Source organism: Bifidobacterium sp. ESL0704 (assembly GCF_029392075.1).
Classification (GTDB): domain Bacteria; phylum Actinomycetota; class Actinomycetes; order Actinomycetales; family Bifidobacteriaceae; genus Bifidobacterium.
The window spans coordinates 429,254-443,251 of sequence record NZ_CP113929.1 but is presented as its reverse complement, the minus strand read 5'-3'; the positions used below and the strand labels follow the sequence as shown (position 1 = coordinate 443,251).

Sequence of the window (13,998 nt, the reverse complement as noted above, 5' to 3'; positions counted from 1 at the left end):
ATCAAGAAGTAGGCGGTAAATGACCTCCGAGCTCAAACCATCGCACGTCGTTGAATCGGCGGGGGGCATACCCTACCGTTGGGTTGCCGCCGGCAAGGCCAGAAGCCTCGACGAACGAGCCGAAAAAGCAGGCGAATTCGCCGAGGCCCGTGCCTCCCGCAGCACCAGCAAACGCAAGCGGCAAAGGCGCAAGCCGCCTCTGAGCGAAGCGGAAATCCACTTTCGTGCCATCATCACGCAACTGGAAGTCTGCCTGGTGCATCGTCCGAAATACGACGATTGGAGCTGGCCGAAAGGCAAACTCGAAGAGCATGAATCCAGCCGCCACGCGGCGATACGCGAGATGGAAGAGGAAACCGGCGTGCCGGTGGCCTTGGGGCCGAGCATCGGAGAAGTCGAGTATCCGCTCAATGCCGAGGGCAAAAAATCAAAGCACGCCAAAACCGGATCCAAGACCGGAGCGATCTACACCAAACATGTCGTCTATTGGATGGCCCATCCGATTGCGCCGGAAACCGCGAAAAGCCGGCAACGGGCCGTCGGTACCATCAAACATGCGAAAACCAGCGAAATCGACGAGGTGAGATGGCTGGCCATCCCTCAGGCCCGAAAGCTGCTCTCACACCCGCTTGACCGTGATATCCTCGACCAATTCGTCGACCGCATCCAGGAAGGCGCGCTCAAAGCGCAGAAACTGATTATCGTGCGTCACAGCAAGGCCGTGGCCCGAAAGAAGTGGAACGGCACCGACGCCGACCGACCCATCATCCCCCGCGGTGCCGCCGCAAGTTTTGCGCTCGACCAGGAGCTGGGCTGTTACGCTCCGCAAAAACTCGCTTCGTCCCCCTGGCTGCGTTGCATGGAAACGCTGGAACCATACGCATGGCATACGGGACTTGAAATCACGCCGCTTCCGGCACTGACCGAAGATGCCTTCGCGGCCGACCCGCAAGCAACCTGGCAATGTGTCCGAGAGGTCATCGATCAGCTGTTCGCCGAAGCCGATGACGTCTCGGCTGCGAAATGCGCTGTGCGAGTAGGCACCAAAGCCGTGGTCAAAATCAACGATATCGACGATTCGAATCCCCAAGATTCGGATCCTCGATCAACCGACATCCCCCAAGACGATGCTGCCAGCGAGCTCGCCGACGAAGCAACAAACGATGACAGGACCGGGGGCTCCCCCAATGCGATATCCGGTTCAGGCATGGGCAGCGCGGGCACTCAACCGCCAACAAAAAGCACTCAATCGCCCGATCGAAACACAGAAACTGACCATGCCGCAGCTGCCTCAAAAACGGGACGACAATCGGCTCCCGAGCCCGCAAAGGCACCAAAACAATACAGTCAAGCCACCGCGATCTGCATGCATCGACCCGTCATCGGCGGTATTTTCGAGCACTTGCGCCCCATGTGCGCCTCGAAATCGCTGGGCAAACAGCTTATCGCCAAATCGCCTTACATGCCGACAGGCAATGCGGTAGCATTGTTCATCGTGAAAGACGCGGAAGGCCCGCGTATCATCGATATCCAAAGAATGGCTCCAGTTGTCTACTAACCCAGTGCATTACAGTTCCGGTTCCGTCAATTCCGCACATCCAGGCTTTGCGCCCGCCCGTACCGGATCGTCGCGTCCGGCCCGCCCCGCCCAGCTCGACCCGGCGTTGACCGAGAAGATGGCCGGCGGCATGGACCCGGAGGAAATCAATGAGATGAGCCACGCTTCGGCGCAGGCCATGCTCGATCGCGTGCACCATACCCAGGACCCACAAATCGTGCAGCGCGTGTTGACCCTGGTCGACCGCGAGGGCGTCGACATCATCGCGGAACTCTGGAGCAGGTCTGAGCCGGATTCGCTGCCTGGCATCCTTTGGCGGCTATACCTGCTGCGCACCTGGATGCGCAGGAACCAACGATCGCTTGCAAGCCTCTACCGTATCGCCGAACCCGAGGACACCGCGGCCTCGGCCATCGCCGGTGTCGACACGCCACCCAGCGCCGAAGACATCGTGCACACCGCGGATTCCATTCTTTCCGGGGCGTTCACCGGTGATTTTTCGGTCGCACTTCAGCGTGCTTCAGCCTTTATCGACGTCATCGCCAAAGGTCTTGCGATCCGCGCGAAAATGCTGACCGGCCGAGCACGGAAGATGGAGGCCGAGCAAACGGCCCGCCGCGAGGCACATATGCGTGAGCTGCAGCGCGAGGTCGAGACCGCAGAAGCGGCACAGTCCACCCAGCAAGCAGCCCAACAGGTGGCCGATGAAGCCGCCGATGGCAACGACAGCAACGACAGCGAAAACCCGACCAGTCCGCGCTTGGCAGCCGAGAACGCCAACGATTCCCATGGCATCGGCAACGACACCGGCACGAACCATGATGATAATCACACTGCTTACGGCGAACGCGGCCGCAACAGCTCCACAGCCAATCGATACCACTCGGCCCTCAATGACGCCGACAGGCGCTATCGAGAAGGCAAGGGCCCCGCGAGCTCGGCCGGCCCGGCCTCCAACGACCCGCGCACCGTCGCCGCGCGTCTCTTGCACACCGGCAGCAATCTGATGACGACTTCCGCGGATTTCCGCCACGGAGCCAGCCTCTGGCGTCAAGGAAAACTCGAGTAAGCCGTCACACTACAGCACTCGGAGCCAGCACTTTACGCGCTCGGCGTGTAAACGTAGGTTGACCCGTTATACTTGGAGACGCGCTGGACCGTGCTTAAGCCCCGGGCTTCATTTTTTGCCGCTGCGAGCGGCGTTCGCGCCGACAGGCGCTTTCGCGGTTCAGCGTTTTACTTTTTCTGTTAACCATCAAATTATGCCGTTATGGATAATATTCAGTTTTCGATTTTAAAAAAGACACGGCTAGGCATATCCTTGGAAGTATGCAAGTACATGTTTTGGATCACCCGCTAGTCGAGCATAAACTCACCGTTCTGCGGGATAAGAACACACCCTCCAACATCTTCCGCGAGCTCATCAGCGAACTGGTGACGCTCGAAGCCTACGAAGCCACGCGCGACCTTGACGTGGTCGACCGCGATATCGAGACGCCGATCGCCAAGATGACCGGCAAGCATCTCGCCAGCCCGCGCCCCATGGTCGTCCCGATTCTGCGCGCCGGCCTGGGAATGCTCGATGGCATGACCCGTCTGCTGCCCACCGCCGAAGTCGGATTCCTCGGGATGAAGCGCGACGAAGAGACGCTCGACATCATCACCTATGCCAACCGCCTGCCCGACGACCTCACCGGCCGCCAGTGCTTCCTCCTGGACCCGATGCTCGCCACCGGCGGCACCACCGTCGCGGCCACGCACTATCTGGCCGAGCGCGGCGCCAAGGACATCACCTCGATCAACATCCTCGCGGCCACCCCTGGCTTGAAGCACGTCGAAGAGACGCTCGACCCGTCCATCGACTTCAAGGTCGTGGTGTGCGGCGTCGACAAGAAGCTCAACGAGCACGGCTACATCGTCCCCGGCCTCGGTGACGCCGGCGACCGTCTCTATGGCCTGATCGACTGAACCAACCACCCTTAAGTTTGCCTCATCGGTAAGTCACAACTTGAGTTGTGCACCAACGAAACAAACATATGAAAATGGCGTTTTAGCGGAATGCATATTCTGCTAAAACGCCATTTTCGATTAAGCCATCAGCTTGTCGAAGGCATTATCGTTGACGTCGGCGCAACATGATGCCCGCCGCAACGACAATCAACACACAGGCGAGCAAACCGATGATCCCGATATCGCTGCCTGTCGAGCTCAGGCCAATCCGCTTCGCATGTTGATGACCTGCATTGCTTGGGACCATTCGCAAGCCGCCCTGTGCAGACCGCAATGCCACCAATGCCGCATCGACATCACCTTGGCCAGCTGACGGATCGGCGAGCAAGGCCTGCGCGCGACCCAATGCCTTGGCGAATGACGACCAAGACTCAGGAGTGTAATCCTGCTGACGCAAAGAACCGGCATTGGCGACAGCCTGCTGCAGCTCGCTCTTGTTCGCCGGTCGGTTGGGCTGTCCGTCATTCCTGTCGGTGAGCGCGCTGCGAGCCTGCGAGAGATCCTGCAACGCGGAATCAATCTGCGCCTGGGTTGCACCGGAATCAGCCAAGACCGACTTCGCCGCCGCAAGTTTCTGCGCGAACCTCTTCCACGACTGCGGAGTGTATTGCGACTGCTGCAAATGTTCGCTTTCGATTTGCTCGAGCTTGGCACGCAACGCGGAGCGATCGACCGGCGGCGCAACCGGGGCCTTCGCGCTGACGACCACCGATATCGTCTGCTTCACGCTCGGGTTCGAATGAGAGGCCGCAGTGATCCCGACAACTCCGGGAGCAACCGCCGTCACTGTTCCCTCAGCGCCGACAGTGGCGATCTGCGAGTTGGCCGAAGACCAGACCACACCGCAATCAGTGGCATTGTTCGGCGAAACCGTCGCTTTCAATTTGATGCTGTTGCCTTGTTGCAGAGGTAGTCTGCCGTCAATGATCCCATCCGCGGAAATGACGATACCAGTAACCGCAACCGGCTTCTTGACCAAAGCAGCGATAGCCGTCCGAATGGCTTTCGCCGCCGCATCAACAGCATCCTGCGTTGCCTCATCATCAGATTGAAGGGCCTTGCCGTCCGCAACCGCTTGTTGAAGCTGCTGCCAGCCGCTGGCATAGTCTTGTTCATGCAGCGAACCCGCATCTGCGATTGCCTTGTCGAGAGACGACTTATCCACAACGGTCCGCACGGCATAGACCTCGAATTCGCTGGCTGCCACTGCTGCGTAGCGCGAACCATCCGTATTGGCGTCAATGACGGCGCGAAGCTTGGCCGTGGTCACCGGAGCGAACGAAATGGTGCTGCCCTTATCCCTGGCGATGGCTTTTCTTGCCAACGAGGACGCGGACGCCACATCTTTCCATTCATTCTTGTCGTTGAGATATTGCAGATGCCAGCCGATCGGCATAGGCACATTGTCGGCGGTGTTGTCGGCAGCATTGTCGTACCAGAAATACATGGTCGCATGGTCTACAGTCACCGGTTTCACCCAATCGTATTCCAGCCATTGCTGCTTGGGATTGCTGGCGGACCAAGTACCCCATGTCGACGAGTTGTCGGCAGTGCTGTCACCGGTAGAGGTGAAGAACACCTTGCCGTCATTGATGGAAGCCAGACGATTCCACGCCGTGGTATAGGACGCTTTTGCAGTCGCATTGCCGGCTATATTGGGTGCAGGCTTGTCCAGCTTGACCAATCCGTTCATCGCCTGGTCGATGGCTTTGGCGGCAGCATCAACGTCAGCCTGCTTGGCGTCCTTATCGGCCAGCATTCGTTGGCCCTGAGCCAGAGCGCCATCGAGTACGTCTCGGGTGTCTTCACGGTACAACGAGTGGTTCACTGATGACGCCTCGTCGACATCCTGCTTCAAAACGGAACGATTCACCGCCTTGCGTAAAGCGGCATGAGCGTCGATAAGACTCTGAAGCGCGCTATCCACCTCCTGCTGGCTGGCCGACGAATCGTCGTACACCTCCTTTGCGGAACTCAGAGCGTCTGCAAACGCCTTCCAGGTCTCTGGAGTATATTGCGATTCCTCGTTGTTCTCAGCGTCGATTTCATCGATTTTGGCCTTCAACGCCGCCTTGTCTGCCGTAACCGGCTGCTGGTCATCGTTCTTCTTCTCGATGACCGTAATCTTCACTACCGGATTGAGACTTTCGGCGCCCTTGACGGTGCCGTGCACCTGCGTGGTACCCAGCTTGCTGAAATCAAGCTTGGCGATCTCATTTGAGTTCCATGTCACTGCAAGATTGCGACGCTGTCCATTGTTATAACCGACGATCACGGTCTTGGGCAATTGCAGTTTCGAGACATCCGAATCGCGATAGACGAACTGTTCGGGGATCTCGGACTCCATGTTGGTAGGCGTATCACCCAAACGGTTGTTGGCATAGATCGTCAATTCAGCGGGCAGCGTGGAACCGACCACCGACCCCTCAACCGAAAGCTGGGAGCCGTCAGTCAATTGCGAAGCCTTGATTGCAGGCCATGTCACCGGCAGATCGGCACGGGTGCCGTCTCCGTAAGCGACGTTTACCGTCTTGGGCAGTTCCGGAACCTCTCCCGTCAACGTGCTGATCGCGGTTCTATCGACCGAAAGCGGGTCCTCGGCATAGGCTTCGAATTCACCGACACCGAAGCTGTAATAATTATTGCCGTCCGGTGTCGCTTGGAAGACCGCACGCAACTGGGTTGTCGTAATGGCTTTCGCAAATTGGACGTCATTCATTCGGTTGCGTTTCGTCGTATACGACGATCCGTCTTTCAGCTGAACATCAGTCCATTCGTTGTCACTGTCCTTATACTGCAGTTTCCAACTTTGAGGCAGCTGATTGCCGTTATCCCACCAGAATGCAATGGACGCTCGAGTCAGACGCATAGGTTTGGACCAGTCATATTGCAACCATTCTGACGAAGGGTTGTCTTGCCGCCAATTGCCCCATGCATGGGTGGAATCCTCCTGATTGACGTTATAGACGATATGTCGGTCGTTGATTGCGCTGAGACGGTAATACTGTGACGTGTAGCTTGCGCTCGCCTTGGCATCAGGAGCCACATTCACCGTTCCGTCGCTCACCGTTCCCTGCACGCTCACATCGGCGGAACTTTGCAGACTTCCGTCGCTGGCGGTAAGGGTCAACACGTATTCGCCTTTCTTGGAGAAGCGCGCATTGGTCACCACGGACGAGCTATCGGTGAATTTCACCTCACCGCCCTTGGGCGCCGATTTGACCATCCAAGTCGTCTGAAGCGTGCCCGAAGGCATGCCGTCATCCTTGACCGAGCCACCCAAGGTCACCAATCCGGTCCTCTGATCCTTGACAAAAGCATCCACGACCGGAGCCGTGTTCGTCGAGGCAGGGGCGGTGAAGCCGGTGTCGTACGCTTCGATTTCCTTCAAACCAACCGACATATCGGACTGGGGAGTGACCGTTACACGGATTTTTTGGGCAGTGATCGCCGGGAACCGGACCTCGTTAAAGTTGGCGTCCGGCGCATTCGGCGTGCGGGCCTGGGAAGGAATCGGCTTCCACTGCGCACCATCGAAATATTCCAGTCCATACATGCTTGGCTCGGCATATCCCGATATCGTCGCCGACGTGGATGTCTGATAGAAGTACAGACGAATATCATCGACCTTCTCCGACGTGCCGAAATCAACAGTCAGACTGTCCTTGGCATTGGGCGTTCCCTTGGTCGACCAGAAATTCTGGTTGACGGTGGAACCATCGACGGCATTCTTTGCGGCCCTGTCGCTGTCATTGGCCTCAAACGTAGCCTGAACATCCTTGTTGAGCGCCAAATTGGTTTGCGAAACCGCATCCGCATTGACATTGGTACCGGCCTTGGCAAACAAATCGGTCACGCGATTGTTGGTGCCGTACTTGACGCCCGTAGCTGCGGGCATGTCGGCTGTCGCGCTGGCGAGCACGCTCGCTCCGGAATCATCCTTGATCTGGACCTCACCGGTAGCCGGGTCATAAATCACGTGGGCCAATTTATCGACGGTGAACGCCGCCTTGCCGCCGATATATACCGTATATCCCACTGGTGCCTGGTAGGTGCCATCGGCATTCCAGACAACGGAGACATCACGACCATGATAGTTGAGGTTGTTCACCGTGAAATGCTTCCAGCCCGGCAACGCAATCGGGTTAAGCTCAATCTTGTTGTCCGCTCTGCTGGTCATTCCCGCCACGTCTTCAATCATCGTCCAGTTCGTCGAACCGAGCTGGGTGTGATGGATCCAGGAACGATACTGGACTTTGCCGCCATCCTTGGGATCGGCGACGTTCCAGAATTCATTCTGATCGGCATAGCGGTTATCGCCACCCTGATAATGGGCAAAGGCATTCCAATACAGCAGCTTCTTGTACATTTCAGGTGTCACATACTGCCTGTCGGCATCCGCTGCATGATACTTTCGGATGGCCGCCTGATACGTGCGGAAATACAAATCCGAGTTGATGATGGAGAAGTTGTTGGTCGGATTCTTGCCGAGTTTCCGCACCTCTTTGTCATCGGCCTGGTTCGCCGTGGCAAACGGGAAGATGGGATGCTCATCCGCGTCCGCCAACAGACGCAATGCGTTCTCGTAATCATCCTTGTAATCGCTGTCACCTTCGGCAGGCATCAAACCGACCGAATAAGGCGTGTAGTTGTTGATTTCCTTGTATTTCGCCAGCTGGCCTTTGCCCGGACCCGTCACCCATTTATGACGAATCAGCTTATCCTTGCCATCCCACAGCGACGAGATATACGACTTCTTCATCTTGGCGGCGTAGTCTTCCATCTTTTGAGCATTGACGTCATCGCCTGCCGCACGATAGGCTTTCGCCGATGCCACCGCGCCGGCCCATATGGTAGCGCTTTCCGCGCGGTCGAGCGCATAGCCGGGATACTCGTCGAACGACACGGCATCGGCATCATTGCCGGTCCATGCGTTCCAATTCGTATCGAGCACCATGTCGTTGTCGACATCACGCCCCGGCACCTTGAGCTGACCCTTCGCATCATTGGCAGCGTAACCCGCCAACAGTTCCGCGACATTCTTGGGACCGCCGTGAATCATATAGGAATCCCATGCGGCCTCACTGATCCATTGAGTATGGCTGGCACCCCAGTTATCCGGAGCCGCGGGGTTATCGCGGAACTGGCCGTACTGCCCGGCCGTTTCTCCGGCGGAGAGCCAAGGGCCATAAGAATATTCAGGATTGCGCATCCATTTGAGATCATCCATGAACATGCCGATGGTCAGATCAATGGCATTGTTATATCCCAAAACCCCTTCGATGGAGGTCGGGAATTGGAGTACGCCACCTGGCATATTGGCATCCAGATAGTTGAATCTGGACAACCACCAACGATAGAACACAGTTTTGTCGATGTTCTGCTCAGGGGTCTGGATGTAGGGGATGTTGTCAACCCACCAACGGTTGTAGTCGGTGACATGGCGCTTGTACGAAACGCTGGGATCTTTCAGATCGCCACGATAAATCGCATCATATTCGCTGCGGGATTCAGGGATTTCCCGAGTGACCAAACCCAACTGAAGCTTGGCGGTCACCTCTCCTGAAGCCGGAACAGTCATGCTGGACACCAATGATCCATTGTTCGGCGTGAATCCGTTTCCCGAAAAGCGAGGATAGACCGTGGTCACATTGTTTTTCGCGGCGAATCGCCCCGTCAGCTCATTGCCTTCTGCCACGGCAGCCAAGGGAGAGGACGCCGAGAGCGTCACATCCTGCTGCTTGTCCGAGCTCAAATGCAGATCGGTGACCAGGACGTTGTTGTTGGTAATGTATTTGACTTCGATGACTTTCAAGCTCTTGTCGGCATTGAAAAACACGCTCTTCCAATAACTTGGGGTCTGTTTGCGCAGGCCGGCATCTTCCGTGAGGTTTTGCTTGTTGCCCGCCACGGAAACGGTGATATCGTAACCCTCATTATCGGTGATGTCCCAATACGCGAGGTTACCGCCAAACCCGAGTACGGCAGGATCATGGGTATACATATATGCGGCACGACCTCGTGAAAACAGATAGACATTGCCATCGGGATCGTTGTAGCTGTATGTGTTCCCCGCTCCGTCCTTGCCTTGCGAAACGACCGATTCCTCTCCGTAGGGGCCTTGCACCGGCTTTGCCCCATCGACAGGCTTCGGATCATCGCCCTTGCGGGTCAGCATTTTGTCGATCCAAAAATCATGCTTGTCTTCGGTATCGCTGCCGGCGCCATTGGCGACATCCTTGTCGAACACCTTGCCCAAATAACTGGTGGCCGGATCGTAAGCGACACCATTTTCCGGAATGGGGTTCTTGTCTCCTTTGAATGTCGGGTATCCGATTGCCGAATTCGGATTGGCGATTCTTTCCGAAGCACTGGCTGGGCAAATGCCACCGGTAAACAAAGTGGCGACTGCTACCAACGCCCCGAGTGTCACCCCCAAATACTTTCTTAAATGAACTTGCATCTTCGCGCCTCTTCACAAAACCATGGCATAGGATTGCCGCAATGCTCGAACCGTCCCATGTCACAGACTTCGATGTGTGCATTTCATGGAATGGGAAATCGCAAAGTAAAAACGTGGAGTAATGAATGCGATATTGCCTATTATATCGCGGCATATCCCTTTCGCAAGTCAAGTTCCGCTGTATTTCGACACAGAACCTTCTCTGATCATCGTTGTTTGCCGGTTAAACCATTGGCAAAAGCGAAGCCGTGTTTCGTCGGGAACGCTTCTCTCCGTTCTCGCCGGAACACGGCTTCATACCGTTGCTGTCGCTTATCGATTTTGGCCATGCCGCCGGGTCTTACACCACAACAGCGCACCGCCGGCAAGCAGCATCAGGGCACATGTACCTGCAATGGCGGATACAGCGGCCCCCGTGGCGGCGATGGTCGTGTTTTCGCCCGCTTTCGCCGTGTTCTTACCCGAGGTATCGGCGGCAGCGGAATGATGGTCCGAATGATGATTGCCGGCATTCGTGTTGCCGTCATTCGTTGTGGAATCCCCGCCATGCACAACCACCAGAGCGTTATAGGCCTGCTTCAGCTGCCGTAGCGCGGCATCGACACGGCTTTGAGAAGCCTTGCCATCGGCAGCCACGGCCTGGGCGTCACGCCATGCCCGCATGAACGCTTCCCACGATTCTTGGGTATAGCGCCCTTCCTGAGAGGTTACCGGCTTCACGGTCGCCAACCACGCATTCAACGATGTTTTGTCAGCGGCAACCGGCGGCGACGGCGACGGCGGAACAACAGGATTCGGCGCAGGCTGCGGCGGATTGACGGACTCCGGGGCATGCACCTGCCATTCGGCGAGCGCCGGCGAACCCGAACCCGATTCCATCACGAGACGCAGTTTCGTGGTTTTTACAGGAGTTTTCCACGTCCCCTCACTCCAGCCTCCATGGTCATCGCCATAATGATCAGGGACATTCGAGACCGTCGAATACCGTGCCTGGGCAATGTCGACATAAGCGGATGCGGCGGCATCCCAATATTGCAACTTCCACGATTGGGGTATGGCCAATCCCCCACCATCCGAGGTGAATTGCACACGGCTGGAATCGATGGTGACTTCACGATCCCACGCATATTCCAAAGCGATGGTGCCCGTATTCGGCCACGATCCCCAGATGCATTCGTTTTGGCTCTGGCAGCCGTCGGGAATCGTCACCCCGTCGTTGAGGGCGGCTACGCCTTTGGTCCAACCCGAAGCTTTGTTCTCAGGATCGGATGGTACGGCGTCCTTTTCGATATATCCGGTCAACGGCACGGAACGATCCGAGGGAATGTCCTTGCTGGCGACGATACTCATGTTCCCGGCCTTGTCGGCGGCACGGAACGAGACGGTCTCCCTTCCGGTACCGGTTGCCTTGATCGTCTGTCCGTCGGCATAACGCTCCCAGGCGCCTTTATCGCGGCGGAACTCCACCGTGTCGACACCCGAACCGCCCTGATCGTCGACGTTCAACGTGATCGCACGGTTCGCGCTATCAAGATTGGCCGTGACCGTCGGTGCCCGAGAATCGACATCGACGCTCTGCGAGACGACAGACGAGCTGTTGGAGGCGGCATCGACCGCACGCGCCTGGACTTCGATCCGGCCTTCCCCGTCGACACCGGCAAAAGCGGTATTGGCCCCGGTAGCGATGGTTCGCCAATCCTGATCCCCTATTTTCAGCTCAAGCCGCGAGGCGGGGGCGGCGCTGTCGTCGACGGCAGACACCAGAGCCACAGGATGGTTGATCACCCAGCCGTTCCTGCCTTGCGTTCCGGCGAGCGCGACCTTGGCCACAGGAGCGGTGACATCCGCAGCGGGCGCATAATGGTCGACGACGTTGACCCTGACCTGCACATTGCCTGTCGGGGTTTCATCCTGCGAGCTGGAGATGCCGGAATCCGACAGCCCGGCGACAACGCCAGGCACGGTGAACGAGCCTGCCTGCGCATAGCTGCCGGCGTCAACCGGCCGCCAGATCACCGGAGCCTGCACGCGCAAAGAACCATAGGAGACCGGTACCCTTGCAGGCAACTGCGGAGCCGATCCGGTTGCCGTGGTAAGTGCGGGAACCGACATGGCGGTTCCGCCTTCCTGGCCGTACACCTCCCATTCGGGAACCCCCACCGAGGCATATCCGCCATCTACCGGCTGGGCGACAAGGTCGAGTTTGAGAGCGCTGGTGGTCACGGCGTCAAACGTCACGACGTTGGGGTTGCCTTTACCGGTCTGCACGGTGTAAGCGCTGGGATTGCCGACATCCTTCCATGCCCCATCATCGGTGAGATATTGCAGTTTCCACGTCTGCGGCGCACGCAGCGCGTTGCTGTCAACATCAAAGAACACCTTGGAACTGTCGATGCGCACCTGCCCGTCCCATTGGTAGATCAGTGAATCCGAAGATTGCGGCTGAGGTATGGACCGGTAATTGGTCCAATGGTCGGCTGGCACGACGGCGGTTTGCAGCACTCGCCCATCGTTGAGCGATCCGACAAACGACGCGGTCTCGGTGAAGGTAGCGCTGGGGATGGCGTACGGAGCCACATTACGCGACGGCTGTATCTTTTCCGCCTTCGTCGGATGCGCAACGCTCGTCATCCGTCCGTCGTTCCAATCCACGGTATCGATGCACAGCGCGCGTCTGAAATCGGTGCCGCCCTTTTTGTCGGCGGTATGGTAGGTGACCCACCATTTGCCGCCGAATTGAACCACCGACGGATGCATGGTCGTGGCGCTGCCATGGTCAAGGATCTTGCCTTGATATTTCCACGGACCCAGCGGACTCGACGCGCTCGAATATTCGATGCAGGCCTGGTAGTTCGACTCGACGCAGGTCGCATGGCCGGAACCGGGCTTCCCTCCGTCATAGACGTTGTAATAGGTGTCTCCTTTATGGAACACCCATGATGCTTCGAAGAACCCTTTGGGACCGTTGGCGTACGCGCCGCCGTTATTGCCCAACGACAGATGAGCGTCCACGTTGCGCGCATAATCGCTGCCGAGAATGTCCTGCTTGGGGTCGTAATTGCTAACCTGAGAAAGCGCATCCTCATCGCGCATCTGGTATATCTTCGGTTCCGGTCCGGAAGCGCCCTCAACGCTTTCGAGCTGCGTGAACGAGGTACGGCCCGTACGTTGGTCCTTGGCCATCTTCACAGCCAGCTGGGAATTGAACGTGCCGAAATGCATGTATGCGCTGCCGTCGTTGTCGACGAAGAACGCCGGATCGATGGTCTCGATCTGCGTCTGCGCGGTTGTCAGCAACGGATGGCCGATGGCGTCCTTCCAAGGGCCCAAAGGACTGCGTGAAGTCGCTACGCCTATGGAAAACGGATCGGCTCCCGGTTTGGCGTTGCGGTCTTTGACCGGAATGTAATAGTAGAAGCAATCATCGGAAGGGTCTTCGGGGGTTCCTCCGTCATCGGCGACGACCTGACCGGCATAGGCCCCATCGCCGGTGGCCCAGTCGAAAAGATCGGCCTTGGCCACATTCTTATAATGCGTCCATTTTCCGGATTCGGGGTTATCGGTGACGTAGACGCCCCAATCCTTCATCACAAACGTTCCGTCGGTGGGGCTGGCCTCATCGTGGCCCGTATAGACAAACAGCTTGCCGTCATATGCCATCGGGGCCGCGTCGGCGGAATAATAGTTATCGGACAGGTCATCCGGAGTGCCGATCCCCTCCTTCTGCCCTATGGGATTGCGCAGATAGGCAGGCATATCGCTGTTGTCAATCTGGGTGACCTTGATATCGGGATTGTTGTACGGCAATGCGTTATAGGCATAGCCGGCCACGCTGGGCGGCGTCTGCTCTTGCGAGACGGGCTGTGCCGCAGCGGCATCGCAGGTCACGGCAAAACCGGCGGCCATGGAGACCGCAACGGCTCCCGCTGCCAATACCGTCATGCGCTTCTTGTGAAAACTCAAAAAT

General features: G+C 57.5%; 4 protein-coding genes and 1 pseudogene. 3 read left to right on the top strand and 2 right to left on the bottom strand.

Going from position 1 to position 13,998, the window contains the following annotated elements:
- Positions 1 to 19: 19 nt before the first annotated feature.
- The 3 genes and pseudogenes from OZX64_RS01460 (at position 20) to upp (ending at position 3,526) form a co-directional block, all read left to right on the top strand.
- On the top strand, positions 20 to 1,558 hold the full coding sequence (locus tag OZX64_RS01460) for an NUDIX hydrolase (protein ID WP_277173315.1): 1,539 nt from the start codon (positions 20 to 22) through the stop codon (positions 1,556 to 1,558).
- A gap of 4 nt (positions 1,559 to 1,562) precedes the next feature.
- Positions 1,563 to 2,144: pseudogene (locus OZX64_RS01455) on the top strand (hypothetical protein); the annotation flags it as partial.
- Between the two features lie 743 nt (positions 2,145 to 2,887).
- Entirely contained in the window at positions 2,888 to 3,526 is a 639-nt protein-coding gene (gene upp / locus OZX64_RS01450; protein WP_277156403.1) for a uracil phosphoribosyltransferase, read from the top strand.
- A 145-nt stretch (positions 3,527 to 3,671) separates the two neighbouring features.
- Here the strand turns inward: upp and OZX64_RS01445 are convergent, their stop codons facing one another.
- Entirely contained in the window at positions 3,672 to 10,031 is a 6,360-nt protein-coding gene (locus OZX64_RS01445; protein WP_277173313.1) for a discoidin domain-containing protein, read from the bottom strand.
- Between the two features lie 312 nt (positions 10,032 to 10,343).
- Positions 10,344 to 13,994, bottom strand: coding sequence for a family 43 glycosylhydrolase (locus tag OZX64_RS01440; RefSeq protein WP_277174922.1), 3,651 nt, complete (start codon positions 13,992 to 13,994; stop codon positions 10,344 to 10,346).
- Positions 13,995 to 13,998: the final 4 nt, after the last annotated feature.